Annotated in this window: 17 protein-coding genes and 1 pseudogene; 15 read left to right on the plus strand and 3 right to left on the minus strand. The window is 39.0% G+C overall.

The features are described from left to right. Positions 1-34 precede the first annotated feature (34 nt). From eno to PVV70_RS08140, 11 genes are all read left to right on the plus strand, one after another. Positions 35-1,303: a phosphopyruvate hydratase gene (gene eno / locus PVV70_RS08090; RefSeq protein ID WP_273758753.1), complete on the plus strand. Its 1,269-nt coding sequence runs from the start codon at positions 35-37 to the stop codon at positions 1,301-1,303. Positions 1,304-1,417: 114 nt separating this feature from the next. Beyond that, positions 1,418-1,825, plus strand: coding sequence for a TM2 domain-containing protein (locus PVV70_RS08095; RefSeq protein ID WP_273758755.1), 408 nt, complete (start codon positions 1,418-1,420; stop codon positions 1,823-1,825). 393 nt (positions 1,826-2,218) lie between these two features. Next, positions 2,219-2,629, plus strand: coding sequence for a TM2 domain-containing protein (locus PVV70_RS08100; protein ID WP_273758757.1), 411 nt, complete (start codon positions 2,219-2,221; stop codon positions 2,627-2,629). Between the two features lie 371 nt (positions 2,630-3,000). After that, on the plus strand, positions 3,001-3,444 hold the full coding sequence (locus PVV70_RS08105) for a TM2 domain-containing protein (protein ID WP_273758786.1): 444 nt from the start codon (positions 3,001-3,003) through the stop codon (positions 3,442-3,444). A gap of 184 nt (positions 3,445-3,628) precedes the next feature. Next, positions 3,629-3,940: a septum formation initiator family protein gene (locus tag PVV70_RS08110; RefSeq protein ID WP_273758758.1), complete on the plus strand. Its 312-nt coding sequence runs from the start codon at positions 3,629-3,631 to the stop codon at positions 3,938-3,940. 135 nt (positions 3,941-4,075) lie between these two features. After that, on the plus strand, positions 4,076-5,116 hold the full coding sequence (gene pdhA / locus PVV70_RS08115; RefSeq protein WP_273758759.1) for a pyruvate dehydrogenase (acetyl-transferring) E1 component subunit alpha: 1,041 nt from the start codon (positions 4,076-4,078) through the stop codon (positions 5,114-5,116). Between the two features lie 16 nt (positions 5,117-5,132). Beyond that, positions 5,133-6,497, plus strand: coding sequence for a pyruvate dehydrogenase complex E1 component subunit beta (locus tag PVV70_RS08120; RefSeq protein ID WP_273758761.1), 1,365 nt, complete (start codon positions 5,133-5,135; stop codon positions 6,495-6,497). 14 nt (positions 6,498-6,511) lie between these two features. Then, on the plus strand, positions 6,512-7,855 hold the full coding sequence (locus tag PVV70_RS08125) for a pyruvate dehydrogenase complex dihydrolipoamide acetyltransferase (protein ID WP_273758762.1): 1,344 nt from the start codon (positions 6,512-6,514) through the stop codon (positions 7,853-7,855). Between the two features lie 216 nt (positions 7,856-8,071). Continuing rightward, positions 8,072-9,532, plus strand: a complete 1,461-nt coding sequence (gene lpdA, locus PVV70_RS08130; protein ID WP_273758763.1) for a dihydrolipoyl dehydrogenase — start codon at positions 8,072-8,074, stop codon at positions 9,530-9,532. 68 nt (positions 9,533-9,600) lie between these two features. Then, positions 9,601-10,563 (plus strand): lipoyl synthase, encoded by a 963-nt coding sequence (gene lipA, locus PVV70_RS08135; RefSeq protein ID WP_273758764.1) that lies wholly within the window; start codon positions 9,601-9,603, stop codon positions 10,561-10,563. Positions 10,564-10,565: 2 nt separating this feature from the next. After that, positions 10,566-11,027, plus strand: coding sequence for a type II toxin-antitoxin system RatA family toxin (locus tag PVV70_RS08140; protein WP_273758787.1), 462 nt, complete (start codon positions 10,566-10,568; stop codon positions 11,025-11,027). 374 nt (positions 11,028-11,401) lie between these two features. On the opposite strand, the gene PVV70_RS08145 is transcribed toward PVV70_RS08140, so the two are convergent. The 3 genes from PVV70_RS08145 to rirA are packed head-to-tail and all read right to left on the minus strand — an operon-like array spanning position 11,402 to position 13,542. Next, positions 11,402-11,890 (minus strand): CinA family protein, encoded by a 489-nt coding sequence (locus PVV70_RS08145; RefSeq protein WP_273758765.1) that lies wholly within the window; start codon positions 11,888-11,890, stop codon positions 11,402-11,404. Next, positions 11,887-13,077: a bifunctional 2-C-methyl-D-erythritol 4-phosphate cytidylyltransferase/2-C-methyl-D-erythritol 2,4-cyclodiphosphate synthase gene (locus PVV70_RS08150; RefSeq protein WP_273758788.1), complete on the minus strand. Its 1,191-nt coding sequence runs from the start codon at positions 13,075-13,077 to the stop codon at positions 11,887-11,889. Before PVV70_RS08150 ends, PVV70_RS08145 begins: the two co-directional genes overlap by 4 nt. 33 nt (positions 13,078-13,110) lie before the next feature. Continuing rightward, the gene (rirA, locus tag PVV70_RS08155; RefSeq protein WP_273758766.1) at positions 13,111-13,542 is read right to left on the minus strand and encodes an iron-responsive transcriptional regulator RirA; all 432 of its coding nucleotides are present in this window, start codon (positions 13,540-13,542) and stop codon (positions 13,111-13,113) included. Between the two features lie 180 nt (positions 13,543-13,722). Here rirA and PVV70_RS08160 point away from each other — a divergent pair, with 180 nt between their 5' ends. From PVV70_RS08160 to PVV70_RS08175, 4 genes and pseudogenes are all read left to right on the plus strand, one after another. Continuing rightward, on the plus strand, positions 13,723-15,987 hold the full coding sequence (locus tag PVV70_RS08160) for a PAS domain-containing sensor histidine kinase (protein WP_273758789.1): 2,265 nt from the start codon (positions 13,723-13,725) through the stop codon (positions 15,985-15,987). 1 nt (position 15,988) lies between these two features. Further along, positions 15,989-17,347 carry a sigma-54 dependent transcriptional regulator gene (locus PVV70_RS08165; RefSeq protein ID WP_273758768.1) on the plus strand — a complete coding sequence of 453 codons (1,359 nt, stop codon included), beginning with the start codon at positions 15,989-15,991 and terminating at the stop codon, positions 17,345-17,347. Positions 17,348-17,351: 4 nt separating this feature from the next. Beyond that, positions 17,352-18,728 (plus strand): Trk system potassium transporter TrkA, encoded by a 1,377-nt coding sequence (gene trkA / locus PVV70_RS08170; RefSeq protein ID WP_273758770.1) that lies wholly within the window; start codon positions 17,352-17,354, stop codon positions 18,726-18,728. A gap of 10 nt (positions 18,729-18,738) precedes the next feature. Next, positions 18,739-19,548 (plus strand): annotated as a pseudogene (locus tag PVV70_RS08175) (hypothetical protein). Position 19,549: the final 1 nt, after the last annotated feature.

Consider the following 19,549-nt stretch of genomic DNA (forward strand, 5'->3'; position numbering starts at 1 on the left):
TGAATCGCGACTTTTATTGGATAGGGAAACATAGATGACGGTCATTGTTGATATCATTGGACGTGAAGTTCTTGATAGCCGTGGTAATCCGACGGTAGAAGTTGATGTTCATTTAGAAAATGGCGCTTTTGGTCGCGCGCTGGTTCCCTCAGGAGCTTCAACGGGGGCACATGAGGCTGTAGAGCTTCGTGATGGTGGTCCACGTTATCAAGGAAAAGGTGTTGAAAAAGCGGTTGCTGCAGTCAATGGCGAAATTCTTGAAGAACTTGGTGGGCGGGATGCCAGAGACCAAATCGCTATTGATCAAGCAATGATTGCTTTGGATGGAACGCCAAACAAAGCCCGTCTTGGTGCCAATGCACTTCTTGGTGTTTCATTGGCTGTTGCAAGAGCCACCGCGAACTCATTAAATTTACCTTTGTATCGTTATATTGGTGGACCGCAAGCGCATATTCTTCCAACACCTATGATGAATATTATTAATGGTGGCGTTCATGCTGATAACTTGATTGATTTTCAAGAGTTTATGATTATTCCGGTAGGAGCTTCTACCGTGAAAGAAGCCATCCGTTATGGTGCTGAAATTTTTCATACGTTGAAAAAGCGTTTAAAAGATGCAGGTTATAATACCAATGTTGGTGATGAAGGTGGTTTTGCACCTCAATTTAAAAGTGCAGATCAAGCAATTGATTTTATTATGGAATCAATCATAACATGTGGTTACAAACCAGGTGAGCAAATTGCACTTGGTTTAGATTGTGCTTCCACTGAATTTTATAAAAATGGTTCATATTTCTATAAAGGTGAGGGAAAATGTCGTGACATCCAAGAACAGGTAGATTATCTGGCGCACCTTGTGAAAAGTTATCCTATCGTTACCATTGAAGATGGAATGGCAGAGGATGATTGGGAAGGTTGGAAGCTCTTCACTGATACAATTGGAGAAAAATGTCAGCTTGTGGGCGATGATTTATTTGTAACAAATTCAGCGCGTTTGCGTGAGGGTATCAAGATGGGGATAGGCAATTCTATTCTCATAAAAGTTAATCAAATTGGGACATTGAGTGAAACACTTGATGCTGTAGAAACAGCACATAAAGCGGGTTATCGTGCCATTATATCTCATCGCTCAGGCGAAACAGAGGATTCTTTCATAGCAGATCTTGCGGTTGCAACGAATTGTGGACAAATTAAAACAGGTTCTCTGGCACGTTCGGATAGATTAGCAAAATACAATCAACTTATTCGTATTGAAGAAATGCTAGGGGTTCAAGCACGTTATGCTGGTGATGTATATCGTTGATTGTTGTGAGCACGAAATATGAAAGTATAAGATCATTTAGATCATGAAATTGAGCTGTCTTATCAAAGGCATAGAGCAATTATTTTATAGGTATTTAAATTTATAGGGATTAAGATGAGAGGTATAATTATTAGTCAAGATCAAGGAACATATCTCGTTTCTGGTGATGATGGTAAGCGTTATCAGTTTGCGACTTGGGATTGGTTGGGAAAGAAACCGCCAAGGCTTGGTGATACCGTTGATTTTCTCTGTGAAGGAGGTGTGGTCAGTTCTGTTTTTCCATTGTTGAGACCAGATACAGAGAACTCAAGGATAATGTTTGCACTCCTTTGTTGGTGTGCGGGTATTTTTGGTGTCCATCGTTTTATGGTTGGGAGAGTTCGGACGGGTGTTTTAATGCTTGTGTTATCTTTATCTGTTGTTGGATTGATGATTACTGGTATTTGGGCAATTGTTGATTTCATACTCATTCTTGCTGGAAAATTTACGGATAAAAATGGGAATCAGATTACAGATCTGTAAATTTTTTATATTTATAATAAGAAGTAGATAATTTAGTTTGCTTTTTATTTTGACCAATATATTAAGTTCATCATGCCAAATTCTTGTACTCTATTTCTTTAATGTGAGATTTTAAGAAAAATATGCACAGTCAAGTAAAAGTATTGAAAAAGACTGTGCTATTTTATATGAGTAAAAAAACGACGTAAATCAACTAAGGTATGTTTTGTATTTCTGCTTATAACAGCTGAAAACATTAGACCATTGGGGGGGGGGCTCTAAGCTATTTTAATTTCACGTTTATCACGGCTGCTACAAATTTTATTTATGTCGTGAGGTTAATCGATATATCATCAAATTAGAATAATTTCTTCATGAAGAACACATGAGGAGCAGCTTTATAGGTGGGCAAGGATGAAAGGTAAGATTATTGGTCAGGATCAAGGAGATTATCTCGTTTCGGGAGATGACGGTAAGCGTTATCAATTTGCGGATTGGAATTGGTTAGGAAAAAAAACACCAAAGATAGGGGATGTTGTTGATTTTGTATATGAAGATAATATTGTTAAATCTGTTCTCCCTCTCTTGAGTCGAAAAGAATCAGAGCAAACAAGACTAGGTCTGGCAGTTATTTGTTTTTTTTTGGGGTGGTTGGGTATTCATCGCTTTATGGCTGGCAAAGTTGGAACGGGGCTCGTAATGCTTCTTATAAATATAACAGTTATAGGATTTTTTATCAATTTACTGTGGTCATTTATTGATTTTGTAGTTATTTTATCTGGATCTTTTAAAGATGGAGATGGTAATAAAATTACCAAGTTATAGCAATCATATAAAATTATATATAAATAAATACTTTATTTATTATTATAAATAAATTAATTTAATAATGTGAATTATTTTAGTCTATGTTTTTAACTGTTAAATATTAAATAAAATTATAAATATTTAAATAAAACTATTGAAAAAGACTGTACTATTTCATATGAAAAAAAGTAAAAGTGCAAATCGAACAGCGTGCTTTGTATTGCCACTTATAATTGGCGGGAATTTTAAGTTGTTGGGGGATTTTAAGCTTTTTAAATTGTCATAATCACGGTGAGTGCAGATCGTACTCATGCAGTGAGATTTATCTAACATATGATCATATTAGAAGAAAAACTTCTTTATGAATAACAATTTTATAGGTGGTGAAGATGAAAGGTAAGATTATTAGTCAGGATCAGGGAACATATTTCATTTCAGGGGCTGATGGTAAGCGTTATCAGTTTGCGAATTGGGATTGGTCAGGAAAAACGCCGCCGAAGGTTGGTGATATGGTTGATTTTGTCTGTGAAGGAGATACCATTAAATCTGTTTTCCCTATCTTGTCAGCAGGGCAGTCTCAACAATCAAAAGTGACGTTAGCGGTCGTTTGTCTTTTTCTAGGTGGATTAGGAATTCATCGTTTTATGGTTGGTAAAATTGTAACAGGCATTATAATGCTTCTTATAACTATACTAAGTATAATAACTATACCATTTTTGGGGTTTGGGCTTCTAGGGATTATTTTTATAATTATACCTTGGGTATTGATTGATTTTATAGTCATTTTAATAGGAAGTTTTAAGGACAAAGATGGGTGTAAAATCACAAGTTAGTAAATATCCGATTTATAATATGGAAAATGAGGCATTCAGCTTACTTTGATTATTTTAAGGGGGGGGATAAATTGGTGATAACAAATTGTTTGCGTGTGTAGATTAAGTAATGAGGTGTTAATCAAAATCGTGCATAGTTAGGCGGAATATGAAGAAATTTTTGCTGTAGAGACTGTGCTATTTTATGTGGACAAAGCAGAAACGTCGATCAATCAAAGTGCGTTTTGTACTACCTCTTATGACGGTGGGCGTTTTAAGCTATTTCAGCTATCATATTTATCATGGTGAGTATGGATTATATTCACGCAGTGAAGTTAATCAATATATTAGCGAATTAGAAAAGGAGCTTCATAAAATAGAAGCTGAGCGGTGGTTCATTGAAAAGCGTATTTCTCTTTTACGCAATGGACATATTGAAAAGGATATGTTGGATGAGTATGTCCGAAAGAATTTAAATTTTTCTAAGCCAAATGAATTGACAGTCTTAATGCCTTAAAATGATACCAAAGGTAAATGAAAAATCGCTTAATTTAAGCGACAATCAGCAATGATATTGTTTGAGCCGATTGATAAGGCTTGTAACTTTTGTTCGTAAAGGTTATTCCTAAATAATCATAAAAGGGAGTTTAATATGGCAGAACGACTTAAAAAAAATTCTGCGTCGGTGGCGCACACTGCATTATCAAGCACCACAAAGAAAGCACCAATAGCAGATTTTACAAAAGAGGAAGAAATTGATGCCTATCGTGAAATGCTTTTAATTCGCCGTTTTGAAGAAAAAGCAGGACAACTTTATGGTATGGGGCTTATTGGGGGATTTTGTCATCTTTATATTGGACAGGAAGCTGTTGTTATTGGAACATTAAAGGCAACAAAAGAAGGTGATCAAGTTATTACGTCTTACCGTGATCATGGCCATATGTTAGCTGTTGGGATGAGTCCGCGAGGTGTCATGGCAGAATTAACGGGACGCCAGGGGGGATTTTCCAAAGGCAAAGGTGGCTCGATGCATATGTTCTCTAAAGAAAAGAATTTTTATGGTGGGCATGGTATTGTTGGTGCACAGGTTCCCATAGGTTCAGGCTTGGCATTTTCGAATCAATATCTTGGTAAAGATAATGTGACATTGGTTTATTTTGGTGATGGCGCTGCAAATCAAGGGCAGGTTTACGAAAGTTTTAATATGGCTTCACTTTGGAAGCTGCCCGTTATTTATATTATTGAAAACAATCAGTATGCTATGGGAACATCCGTTTCACGGGCATCTGCAGAAACTGATTTTTCTCGCCGCGGTCTTTCTTTTGAAATTCCAGGTATTGTTGTTGACGGTATGGATGTTCGCTCCGTAAAAGGAGCTGCTGATGAAGCAATTTCTTGGGCTCGTTCGGGGAAAGGGCCCATCATTCTTGATATGCAGACCTATCGCTATCGTGGTCATTCCATGTCTGATCCAGCAAAATATCGCTCTAAAGAAGAAGTCCAAAAAATAAAAGAGGAACACGATCCGATTGATCAAGTAAAAAGTCGGATTCTTAAACAAAATTGGGCGAGTGAAGACGATTTAAAGTCTATTGAGAAAGAAGTTCGTGCCATTGTTGCTGATGCGGCAGATTTTGCACAAAGTGATCAAGAGCCAGATGCTTCTGAGCTCTATACGGATATTTTAGTTTGATGCGAGGGAAGCAAGTATGTCTATTGATATTTTGATGCCGGCGCTTTCACCAACTATGGAAGAAGGTAAATTGTCTAAATGGCTCAAGAAAGAAGGTGATAAAGTTAGCTCTGGCGATGTTATTGCTGAAATTGAAACGGATAAGGCGACAATGGAAGTAGAGGCTGTTGATGAAGGCACTCTTGGTAAAATTTTTGTGCCTGAAGGTTCTGAAGGTGTAAAGGTTAATAGTATTATTGCGGTTTTGTTAGAAGAAGGTGAGCATGCTGAAGATATTTCGCACCCTACCAATACAGCACAAAAGCCCGAAGGGTCTTCTCCTTCTCTTCCTTCATCAGTTCCGCAGTCTCTTGCTTTTGCGCCGCCTCCTGATTTTGATATTCCAGCGGGAACAGAAATGGTGACAATGACAGTTCGTGAAGCGCTTAATCAGGCTTTGGCTGAAGAAATGCGGCGTGATGAAAAGGTTTTTCTCATGGGGGAAGAAGTTGCGCAATATCAAGGAGCCTATAAGGTTAGCCAAGGTTTGTTGGAAGAATTCGGGGAACGGCGCGTTATTGATACCCCAATTACAGAACATGGTTTTGCTGGACTGGCTGTTGGAGCTGCTTTTGGAGGGTTACGTCCTATTGTCGAGTTTATGACCTTTAATTTTGCCATGCAAGCGATGGATCAAATTATTAACTCAGCAGCAAAAACACGTTATATGTCTGGTGGACAAATGACTGCTCCTATGGTTTTCCGTGGTCCCAATGGTGCGGCTGCTCGTGTTGGTGCTCAACATTCTCAATGCTATGCTGCTTGGTATAGTCATATTCCAGGTTTAAAAGTTATCATGCCTTATAGTGCTGCAGATGCAAAAGGTTTGCTAAAAGCGGCTATTCGTGATGATAATCCTGTTATTTTCCTTGAAAATGAAATTTTGTACGGGCATCAATTTGAGGTTCCTCAACTTGATGATTTTATTTTGCCTATTGGTCGGGCACGACTTCATAAGTCTGGACAAGATGTGACGATTGTTGCCTGTGGGATTGGTATGCATTACGCTGTTCAAGCATTACCAGAAATTGAAAAGCTTGGTATTGATGTTGAGTTAATTGATTTACGAACCATTCGTCCGATGGACCTTCCGACAATTCTTTCTTCCGTTAAAAAGACGGGCCGTTTGGTAACAGTTGAAGAGGGGTTTCCTCAGTCATCTATCGGAACTGAAATAGCAACGCGTGTTATGCAACAGGCTTTTGACTATCTTGATGCACCAATTGCGACGATTTCTGGTAAAGATGTTCCGATGCCTTATGCGGCTAATCTTGAGAAGTTGGCCTTGCCTGATACTGCTGAAATTATTGAGGCTGTTAAGGCTGTGACGTACAGAGCATAACGGAGGAAAGCACAATGCCTATTAAAATTACGATGCCAGCGCTTTCCCCTACAATGGAAGAGGGAAATTTAACAAAATGGAATATTAAGGAAGGCGATAAGGTTTCCTCTGGGGATGTTATTGCTGAAATTGAAACGGATAAAGCGACGATGGAAGTTGAGGCCGTTGATGAAGGTATAGTAGCCAAAATTGTTGTTCCTGCCGGAACACAAGGCGTTAAAGTGAATTCTTTGATTGTTGTTTTAGCAGAAGAAGGTGAAGATTTAGCTGAAGCTGCAAAAGTTGCAGAAGAGACCTCTTCTTCTACAAGACAAGAATCAGAGGGTGTAAAACAACCAGATTCTCTGAAACAGACGGACTCAAAGGGGACAAAGATGTCTCATGAATCATCTACTCAGCAATTAATACAGCAAGATAAAGAGGAGGCTCGTCTTTTTGCCTCTCCCTTAGCGCGGCGATTAGCTTCTCAGGCAGGTCTTGACTTATCCCTTATTTCTGGAAGTGGTCCCCATGGACGTATTATCAAGCGCGATGTAGAAAAAGCTATGAGCGGTGATATCTCTCAAGCTTCTTATTCGTCATCAATCGGCGATCTGGTTGCAGCAGGTGATTCTGACAAACAGGTATTGCAACTCTTCAAAGAGGATGAATATATCTTCACACCCCATAATAATATGCGTAAAACGATCGCCACACGTTTGGTAGAATCAAAGCAAAGGATTCCACATTTCTATGTGACCGTAGACTGTGAGCTCGATGCGTTATTGGCGTTGCGGACACAATTGAATGCTGCAGCACCAATGGTTAAGACACTGGAAGAAGCTAAGCCTACTTATAAGCTTTCTGTTAATGATATGGTGATCAAAGCGGTTGCACTTTCTTTGAAAGCGGTTCCTGATGCGAATGTCTCTTGGCTTGAAGGCGGAATGCTTCATCATAAACATTGTGATGTTGGGGTTGCTGTTTCTGTTCCCAATGGGTTAATTACGCCGATTATTCGTCATGCAGAGGAAAAGCCGTTATCGCTTATTTCCAAAGAGATGAAGGATTTTGCAAAGCGTGCGCGTGAGCGCAAATTAAAAATGGAAGAATATCAGGGGGGAACGACCGCTGTATCAAATATGGGGATGTATGGTGTGAAAAGTTTCTCTGCTATCCTTAACCCACCCCATGCGACGATTTTTGCGATTGGTGCAGGAGAGCAACGCGCCATTGTTAAAAATGGTGCATTAGCCGTTGCGACAGTTATGTCGGTTACGCTTTCTGTCGATCATCGTGCTGTCGATGGCGCTTTAGCAGCAGAGCTGGCGCGAACTTTTAAGAAGATAATTGAAAATCCATTAGCAATGTTGGTTTGAATGACAGCTCTTTACGTAAATGATGAAAAGGTGTGTTAAGAGAGTGAAAGCAAATTTAAAAAGTTTGAAAAGCAATGTTATTGCTGTTTCTGATTTGGGTAAAGCATTGATGTGAAGCGTATAATAAAAAGCATTAAGCCGATTTTATGATGTTGATTTTTAATCTTAAGTTCAAAAGTGCATATCCATTTTATATATATCCATGGAGGAATGACTGTGGCAAATCTTTATGATGTAATTGTGATTGGATCAGGTCCAGGCGGATATGTGACCGCAATTCGTGCAGCACAATGTGGCTTTAAGACTGCGATTGTTGAGCGTGAGCATTTGGGAGGAATTTGTTTAAATTGGGGGTGTATTCCAACAAAGGCCCTTTTACGTTCGGCGGAAATAAAACATTTTGCTGAACATGTGAAAGAGTATGGACTCAAAATTAATGGTTCAATTGAAGCAAACATCAAAGATGTTGTGACACGTTCACGCGGCGTTTCATCCCGTTTAAATGCTGGTGTTGATTTTTTAATGAAAAAAAACAAAATTGATATTATCTGGGGTGAAGCAAAGCTTATGAAAGCAGCGAAGGCAAGTCAACCTGCGGAAATTATGGTTTCTTCATCCTCCAAACCGGTTATGCAACCGCAAAATCCAGTTCCTAAAGGAACATTAGGGAAGGGGACTTATCAAGCAAAGCACATCATTATTGCAACAGGAGCACGTCCTCGTGTCCTTCCTAGTATTGAGCCAGATGGAAAGCTCATTTGGACTTATTTTGAAGCTATGATACCGACAGCAATGCCAAAATCGCTTTTGGTCATAGGGTCTGGAGCAATTGGTATTGAATTTGCTTCCTTTTATAATGATATGGGAGCAAAGGTCACTGTCGTTGAAATGATGCCTCATATCATGCCTGCTGAAGATATTGAAATTTCAACATTTGCTCGTAAACAGTTAGAGAAAAAAGGTTTACGTATTCTTTGCCAAGCAAAAGTCACAAAGGTTGAAAAAGCTTCCAATTCTGTGACTGTACATATTGATGTTCAGGGAAAAATAGAGACAATGACGGTTGATCGAGTGATTTCAGCTGTTGGAGTGCAGGGTAATATTGAGAATCTTGGGTTAGAGGCGTTGGGTATAAAAACCGATCGTGGATGCATTGTAACCGATGAATGGAGTTGGACAGGGGTTGCGGGTATTTACGCTATCGGTGATGTGGCAGGTCCTCCTATGTTAGCTCATAAAGCAGAAGAAGAAGGCGTGATATGTATTGAACGTCTTGCTGGTTTAAAGAATATTCATCCGCTTGATAAGAAAAGAATTCCAGGGTGCACCTATTGCACACCGCAAGTTGCATCTGTAGGGCTTACAGAAGCATCAGCAAAAGAAGCAGGGTATGATATACGTATTGGTCGTTATTCTTTTTCCGCCAATGGCAAGGCGATTGCTTTGGGTGAAGATCAGGGGTTAGTAAAAACCATTTTTGATAAAAAAACAGGACAGCTTCTTGGCGCCCATATGGTAGGGGCTGAGGTAACAGAATTGATACAGGGATTTGTTATTGCCATGAATCTTGAAACAACAGAGGAAGAATTGATGCATACCGTTTTTCCACATCCGACCTTATCGGAAATGATGAAAGAAAGTGTATTGGATGCTTATGGTCAAGTTTTAAACGCTTGATGATTTGGTTTGTGTGAAAGATTTTGTATTTTTCATTACTCCTTCGTATTTATAAGGCAAAGGCTTAAATGGTTACGGTTGTTGATAGAGTTACGAATAGACGTTTGCGTCATCCTGAAAAGGCCCATCGTCCGGATACAAGCGTTCAGAAAAAGCCGGATTGGATTCGTGTAAAAGCGCCAACATCGCCGATCTATAAGGAAACGCATGGTATTGTACGCACCCATAAATTAGTGACTGTCTGTGAAGAAGCAGGTTGCCCTAATATCGGCGAATGTTGGAGCCAACGGCATGCCAGCTTTATGATTTTAGGTGAGATATGTACGCGTGCGTGTGCTTTTTGTAACGTTGCAACAGGTATTCCACTTGCCGTTGATGATAACGAGCCAGAACGTGTCGCTGATGCTGTTGCACGGATGGAATTAAAGCATGTTGTTATCACATCTGTTGATCGTGATGATCTTGCTGATGGTGGTGCTGAGCATTTTGCAAAAGTTATTTATGCGATTCGTCGAAAAGCGCCTAAAACGACAATTGAAGTTCTTACACCTGATTTTCGTCATAAGGATGGTGCTTTAGAAATTGTTGTTGCTGCTAAGCCTGATGTTTTTAATCATAACTTGGAAACAGTCCCTTCTAAATATTTGACGGTGCGTCCGGGTGCGCGTTATTTTCATTCAATTCGTTTGTTGCAACGCGTTAAAGAATTGGATCCAACAATTTTTACAAAATCGGGAATTATGGTTGGTCTTGGGGAGGAGAGAAATGAAATTCTACAATTAATGGATGATTTACGCTCTGCTGATGTGGACTTTATGACAATTGGACAATATTTGCAGCCTACGCGAAAACATCATCCAGTTGTTCGTTTTGTGCCTCCTGAAGAGTTTGAATCTTTTGCCAAAATTGGTAAAGTAAAGGGATTTTTACATATGGCTTCTAATCCTCTGACGCGTTCATCTCATCATGCCGGAGATGATTTTGCTATTTTGCAAAAAGCGCGTGATGAAAAATTTTTCTTACAGAGATAATGATGCCAACTTTTTCAATACATCGGCAGGTTGCCCATAGTGCTCGTGAAATGTTTGATCTTGTGTCAGATATTGAACGTTATCCTGAGTTTTTACCCATGTGTGAGGCTTTAATAATACGTTCTCGCAAGGAATATGAAGAAAAAACATTGCTTCTTGCAGATATGACCGTTGGCTATAAGATTATTCGAGAAACTTTTACGACCCAAGTTTTTCTTCAGCCAAAGAAAGGTTTGATAGAGGTTAATTATATTGATGGTCCATTTAAATATCTTGAAAATCGTTGGGCCTTTGATGATATTGAAAACACCAATGCATGTAATGTAGAGTTTTTTATTGATTATGAGTTTAAAAGTAAAATACTTGGACGTGTGATGGGCTCCATGTTTGATATTGCATTTCGTAAATTTACCGATGCTTTTGAGAAGCGTGCCCATCAGATTTATGGTTCTACGGTAACGTAGTCTATTCTGTGATTTTTTAACAATACGTTTTACTTATATTAAAAAGCGTGAAGATGAAAATCGCTTCCCATCTTTATAATTTTTTTCTTTTTTAGGGGCAGATCTTTTAAACAGAGTATCACAATATTATTAGACAATATATTGATTTATAATGATAATTTAGTGTTATTTATTTTATTTGAATTAAAATTCTTAATACTTTAGGTTTCTCTCTTTCCAAATCTGTTTGATTCATCATAAAACAGGATTGGAGATAGTCTTATGATATTCAGGTCTTTCATTCTTAAGTTGGGAGACAATAAATTATTTTTGCAAGATGTTGATGATTATGAACTCCAATGTAAAATAGAGAGTTTTGAAATTGGTATGGGAATTCAGTGAAGTCGCTCCAGAATCATTTGAAAAGCATTTTCAACAGTTGCATGGCGAATAGTCTTACGATCAAGATGACCAAAGTGCATTTCTTTGTGCAGGGAGGAGTGATTTTTATAAGCAACGGCAAAATGCACAAGTCCTACAGGTTTGTTCAGACTTTCACCTCCTGGACCAGCAATTCCTGTTACAGAAACTGCAATGTCAGCTCGTGAATGTTTTAATCCACCCTCAGCCATTGCAAGAGCAACTTCTTTTGAAACGGCACCATAGTTTTTTATAAGTTCAGCGCACACGCTAACAAGGCGTGTTTTAGATTCATTTGAATAAACAACAAATCCACAATCGAGAACATCTGATGATCCTGCAATATTTGTGAGGCTTGCAGCAATGAGCCCTCCTGTACAAGACTCTACAGTTGTTAAAAGTAAACCCTTTTGGCGACAGGTATTAAGAACTTCACACGCTTGTTTTTCGCAAAAATATGTCATTTGGGAATTTCTCCTGGATAAAGAATACTCGCTGTTGCCAAAGCTGCAATGCCTTCGCCACGACCAATAAATCCAAGCTTTTCGTTTGTTGTTGCTTTGATGGAAATTCGATTGGATGAAATTGTGAGGATGCGCATAAGATTTTCCATCATTGTTTGACGATAGGGGCCGATTTTAGGTTCTTCAGCGATCAAGGTGATATCCACATTAGCAATACGACCGCCCGCTTGTGTAACAATATCAAGAGCATGACGAAGAAAAATTTCTGATGATACATTTTTCCATTGAGGATCAGAGGGAGGAAAATGTGTACCGATATCTCCTGCACCTTGAGTTGCAAGAAGAGCATCTGTTAATGCATGAAGAGCAACATCTGCATCGGAATGTCCATTTAATTTTTTATGAAAAGGAATTTTTATACCACATAATATAAGACAATCTCCTTTTTCGAAAGAATGAACATCATAACCATTGCCAGTACGGATATCAGGAAACATTTGCATTTTTTTTTGGAGATATAAATGAGCGGTATCAAAATCCTTGTGCCATGTAATTTTTATATTATGAGGATCACCTAGAACAGTAAGCATAGGAATCCCAAACCATTCGGCAATTGCACAATCATCAGTGAAGTCTTCTTTACAAACTTTTTTTGCTTGTTTATGGGCCGCTAAGATATGTTCAAAGGGAAAACACTGTGGTGTTTGTGCACTATAAAGATGGGTACGGGGAATTGTTTCTAAAACATGCTGATGATTGACGCGTTTAAGGGTATCAGAAATGGGGAGAACAGGAAGAACGCCTTTTTCAGGCGTGATAGTGTTATGAATGTTATCAAGAAGATTCTTTTCGATAAAGGGACGTGCACCATCATGAATATGCACGTATCGGGGATTGAATTTTTTAAGTGCCTGAAGTCCATGTAAGGTAGAGATTTGACGTGTATTGCCCCCTTCAACGATAATAAGGCGTTCTTTAAATTCGGCGAGTGTTTGTTCACAGATTTGATGATCTTCTGGATGAATAACGAGGATAATTGTTGTGATCGCTGGATGCTGCAAAAAACAATGTACGGTGTGATAAATAATCGGCTTTTGTCCTAGAAGCCGATATTGTTTTGGAATTTCATGGGGAGATCCTGCTCTTTCACCACGTCCAGCGGCTAATATGATTGCTGCAATAGAAATACTGAATCTCCTTAATATTATAACTTTAGTTTATTATTTATTCACTTTAAAATGATTTTGAAAGGATGGCCGTTGTAGATCAGCAAGGGATATCACGGATAACACCTCAAAAAAAGCATTTAATGCTTTTTGAAGTGCGATATTTAAACCACAAAAATCGATCAATGGACAATTGGGTTCTGCATTATCAAAACATTCTGCTAGGGAAAAGTTATCTTCTGTTACTTTCAAAACATCAGCAACAGAAATCTCTTCTGCGGGTTTAGCCAATTTAACACCACCATTGCGTCCACGCACTGTTTGTATGAAACCTGCTTGAACAAGCGGTTGAAGGATTTTAAATAAAAAAAGTTCTGAAACAGCATATGTTTTAGCAATTTCTGGAACACGACTGAGTGACCCCTGATTATCTGCACAATACATGAGCATTCGAAGAGCATAATTTGTTTGTTTTGTTAATCGCATCTTGTTTCCTTTGTAAAGTATCGTCGAACGCAGATTATTTTAAAGATATTTTGCAAAATGAAGAAGTTCTTCCTTATTGATTATATTTATTTGCTCTATTTTAAATGGAGTATTATCATTGTCAATTTTTGTCACAAAAGATTATATGAGAATAATGTGATAAGGGTCTGTAAGCTTATGATGAATGCAACATCTGTGACGAATCCTCAAGACATCGATAAAAATACTTATAACGATGAGTTGTATCGTTTAAGCAAGGTATATATCTTTTTAGGGATTGCAATTATTGTATTGGCTTTATTTACAGCCTCTATTTCGTTTATTATTCTTATTGGATTGACCCCTATTGTTCCGAGTAGAACAGTCACCCTTATTCTTATAGGGATTAATAGTTTTTGGGTTTTAGGGCTTGTTATCATCGTTTTTTATGAGATGATTCCCATCATTCGAGCTTGGCGTTCCAAGCGTGCAGGCTCGCGTCTTCATGTGCGCCTTATTTCATTGTTTGCACTTGTTGCGACCATGCCAGCTGTTGCTGTCGCTCTTGTATCGGGTCCAGCACTAAATTTAGGACTTGATCGATGGTTTGATACCACAACGCGGCAAATTGTAGGTTCTTCTATTGATTTAGCAAATGCTTATGCAGATGAAATGCTTCAAAATTTAAAAAATTTATCCTACGCGATGGCATTTGCACTTGATAACAAAAAACTTTTAGAGCGTAATCCAGCTGAATATCGGATGCAATTAACGCGTCATGCTCTAGGACGCAATTTACGTGGTGCATTTTTGTTAAGTTCTAGCGGAACGATTTTTGTATCAAGTGCTCTTGGGGATGAGGATAAACTACCAATTCCTCCTTCGCACCTTATCGAGCGTGCAACCAGCGCGAGGCCTTTTTCTTTTCAACCAGGCGTTCATGATTATTTTGGTATTATTTTAAAATTTAACAATATTCCAAACACATTTTTATATTTGGTGCGTGACGTTGATAAAGGCGTTTTATCGGCTTTGCGTTTGACAGAAGTTAATACAGATCGTTATCGTGATTTAAATGAAAACCGCCTGTTGACACAAATTGCATTTGGTATGCTTTATTTATGTCTTTTTTTTAGTTTATTCTTGTCCGCTATTTGGGCAGCTATTGCTGTTGCTGATCGCTTAGTTCGTCCTATTCGTCTTCTCATTAGTGCAGCTGATGATGTTGCGTCTGGGAATATGGAGATTTTCGTCCCAGTACGAGCAAAAGATGGGGATATTGGGCAGTTATCCAAAACTTTTAATTATATGGTCAGTGAATTGAAAAGTCGGCGCAATGAGTTGATTGCAGTACGTGATCAAATTGATGAGAGACGGCGTTTTTCTGAAGCTGTGTTATCGGGTGTAACAGCGGGAGTTGCAGGTATCGATGATAATGGTGATATTACAATTATTAATCGGTCTATTGAAACGATGTTTGATATTCGTGCTGAACAGGTTGTTGGACAAAGTCTTTTATCTTTAAGTGCTGAAATTTGGCAGGTTTTTCAGTTAGCGCGTTCATTGGACCGTAAAAATCATCGTGAGCAGGTTACTTTAAACGTTGCAGGAAAAGAGCGTGTCTGTAATGTCCAAGTTACGATGGAAGAGGATGATGGACAGGGGCAATCTTGGGTTCTAACAATTGATGATATTACAGACCTCGTTGCAGCGCAACGTACAGCGGCGTGGGCGGATATTGCACGGCGCATTGCACACGAAATTAAAAATCCTCTCACACCTATTCAGTTATCGGCTGAACGTATTCGTAAACGTTATAACAAAGTTATTATACAAGATAGAGAGGTTTTTGAGCGGTGTATTGACACAATTATTCGCCAAGTTGGAGATATTGGGCGTATGGTTGATGAGTTTTCTTCTTTTGCACGTATGCCCAAACCACAAATGCATGTTTTAGATATACGTGAATTGTTGCGTGAAGCATGTTTCTTGATAGAAGTGACGCGACATGATATTTATTTTGAGCAAGACTTAGGAAGTCTCCCCCTTATGGGGGCATTTGATAATCGTCTTATTGTCCAGGCTTTTTGCAACGTTATCAAAAATGCGAGCGAATCCATAGATTCGGTTATGCGAGAGGAAAATATTCACGGTCATATTCTTGTCCGTTCTTACCGTCAAGAAGAATGGGTAATTGTGGATGTTGTTGATAACGGGAAAGGACTTCCTAAAGAGCAAAGACAAAAGTTATTAGAACCCTATATAACAACACGGGAGAAAGGAACAGGACTCGGGCTAGCCATTGTGCGCAAAGTTATTGAAGATCACGGAGGCTCCATGGAGCTTCATGATGCACCGGAGAGTTTTTATGAAGGTCGTGGTGCGATGATCCGTTTGATATTTCCCTCAGATGGGGGGAAGCAGGGTAGTATTATACAAGCCATAAATCATAAGATAGGGGAATAGTATGGTATCAGATATCTTGATTGTTGATGATGAAGCAGATATTCGTGAGCTTGTTGCTGGTATTTTAGATGATGAAGGTTATGAAACGCGTATTGCTTGTAACTCTGATGAAGCATTAGCGCAAATTAGTGAGCGTATTCCAAAACTCATTTTTTTAGATATTTGGTTACAAGGGAGTCGCCTCGATGGTTTAGCTCTGCTTGATGAAATTAAGACACAATATCCAGCTCTTCCGGTTGTTATGATCTCTGGTCATGGTAATATTGAGACGGCTGTTTCAGCTATAAAGCGCGGGGCCTATGATTTTATTGAAAAACCCTTTAAAGCTGATAGACTTGTATTGGTTGCAGAAAGAACACTTGAAAACTCAAATTTAAAACGTGAGCTTTCAGAATTGCGAAAACGTTCAAATGAGACATTGGAGTTGCTCGGAAAATCGACGGTTATAAGAAATTTGCGCCACATCATAGAAAAAGTAGCACCAACCAATAGTCGCATTATGATAACAGGTCCTTCAGGGGCGGGAAAAGAGACAGTTGCCCGAACGATTCATGCGCTCTCAACACGTTCGAATGGGCCATTTGTTACAATAAATGCAGCGACGATTACACCGGACAGAATGGAAATAGAGTTATTTGGCAGCGAAATGGAGGGAAGAGAGCGCAAGATCGGTGCTTTAGAGGAAGCCCATGGTGGAATACTCTATCTTGATGAAATTGCTGATATGCCGCGTGAAACTCAAGGTAAGATTCTTCGGGTATTAACGGGGCAGACATTTGAGAGAGTTGGTGGTACAAAACGTGTTAAGGTGGATGTTCGTATCATTTCTTCAACAGCGCAAAATCTTGAAAACCTCATTTCTGACGGACGTTTTAGAGAAGATCTTTTCCACCGCCTTTCCGTTGTTCCTATTGCTGTTCCGCCTCTTTCAGCCCGTCGTGAAGATATTCCAGAACTTGTGCATCATTTTGTAAAAACAATATCACAGCAGGTTGGAATTAAGCCACGTGAAATTAGTGATGATGTGATCGCTATTTTGCAAACACATGCTTGGCCGGGTAATGTACGGCAATTACGCAATAATATTGAGCGTCTTCTTATTCTTGTGCGGGATGGTGATGGTCCTATAACAGCGGATTTTCTTCCCAGTGAAGTGAGTGATCCTTTGCCACGTCTTCAAATGGACTCGGATGAAAGTATCATGGATTTACCGTTGCGTGAAGCACGAGAATTGTTTGAAAAGAGATATTTAGTGGCGCAGATTGGACGTTTGGGTGGAAACATATCGCGTACAGCTGAATTTATAGGCATGGAGCGTTCAGCTTTACACCGTAAGCTGAAAGCACTTGGAGTTTCTTAAAACAATGCGTGTTATTATTTGCGGTGCAGGACAGGTTGGTTATGGAATAGCAGAGCGTCTTGCTGCTGAAAATCACGATGTTACTGTTATTGATATTGAAACCAGATTAATTGAAAAAATTCGCGATACATTGGATGTGAGAGGTTTTGTTGGTCACGGTTCTCGTCCTGAAGTTCTTTTGGCTGCAGATGCAGACAAAGCTGATATGTTGATTGCTGTCACTTTGTTTGATGAAGTGAATATGGTCGCTTGTCAGGTTGCTCATTCATTATTTGATGTTCCCACAAAAATTGCTCGTATTCGCTCACAATCTTATTTGGAACCCCGCTATAAGACGCTTTTTTCCAGAGAGAATATTCCCATTGATGTGGTTATTTCGCCAGAAGTTGAAGTCGGGGAAATGGTTTTACGTCGTATTGCTTTGCCTGGTGCAATAGATGTTCTTTATTTTTGTAATGATGATATTGTTGCGCTCGCTTTGGAGTGTATGGAAGATTGTCCCGTTATTAATACACCTTTGCGTCAATTAACAGAGCTTTTTCCAGATCTTCACACGACGGTTACCGCTATTAAACGTGGCTCGGAATTATTGATTGCACATTCAGAAACGCAATTACGCGTTGGTGATATAACCTATCTTGTTGTTGCTCGTGAGCAGATGCGTCGTGCTGTTGGGCTTTTTGGTCATAAAGAACGAGATGCTCACCGCATGATTATTGCTGGAGGCGGGCACATTGGTCTTTATGTTGCTCAGGCGATTGAAAAACGTCTTCATAAATTAAAATTGAAGATTATAGAATCGCAGAGAGAAAGAGCCCTCACAATTGCTGATCAGCTTGAAAAAACAACCGTTTTATATGGTAATGTGTTAGATCCAGTGATTCTTCAAGATGCGGGAATTGATCAGGCCGATTTAATGATTACGTTGACCAATCAGGATCAAGTTAATCTCTTAAGTGCTATCATTGCGAAAAGATTGGGCTGTAAAGCTAATATGGTGTTGATTAATAATGTTGCTTACCAAGAGTTTAGCCGCGCCGTTGGTGTGGATGCCTATCTTAATCCCCATAGCGTTACAATATCAAAAATTTTGCAACAAATGCGCCGTGGACGTATTCGTTCCGTTCATTCAGTTTTTAATGGTCGAGCAGAAATTATTGAAGCCGAAGTGATGCAAACATCTTCATTGGTTGGTAAATCATTATCAGAGCTTAATTTATCAGATGGTTTGAGAATTGGGGCAATTTATCGTAATAAGACAATTATACAGCTCTCAGCAGAGACGCGTATTTTGTCTGGTGATAGAATAGTGATTTTTGCTCTTGCTGATAGAGTTCGTGATGTTGAACAACTTTTTCGTGTAAGTTTGGAATATTTTTAATATATTATTGATGGATATTTGTACTTTTGGGTATAGTGGACAGTTAAGATTGGTGGATAGGCTTTGTTTGTCCTCAATGGTCAAAACTGGACAGCGCGTTAAGCTTTTTAGTTATGATAAAGAAATAGACAATCTCTCTGCTGGTGTTGAGTTGCATAAAGCCGAATCGATTTTATCACGTTCAGCAATTTATCGCCTTGATCCCCATTTTTGCTGATAAACTAGGGTGTACAATTGTTCAGTTCTCGGATTTTTTTTTCGTGTTATGCTGATGGAATATCAACAAGGTGTGTGGTTAGATACAGATGTTTATCTCGTTAAACAGTTTCATCCAGATGCAAATAAGGTTTGGTTGGCAAGAGAAAATAAGAGAATAGTAGGCGTTTCTGCTCTTTATTTTCCTCCAGATAACCCTATTATAGGAGTATTTGAAGATTATTGGGCAGGCAGAGAAATTATTCCTCATTGGCTTGGGTTTAAGCGTCGTGTTTGGAGACCATTCTGGTTAAAGAGAAAAAAGATACCAATTTTACTGGGAAATCTTGGCATTACGATATTTGGCAATGACGGTATTTCACGGTTAGCAAAACAATATGGTTTTTTTCACGAGGCAAAGGCAAAGGAAACTTTTTATTATTGGACTGGGCGAAAAACTGAGTACATCTTTGAACCAGCTTTTGGCATAACACCGCTTACAGATTCAGGCTTGATAGGATTTCATATCCACAGAAAGGCCAAGACCACGCAAGGACCTCAGGAAGGAAGTTTTTACCATTGGGCAGTTTCTCGCATTCCTGAAGTTCATAATTTGTTTAGGTAGA

The sequence above is a fragment of the Bartonella sp. AU55XJBT genome (assembly GCF_028618525.1).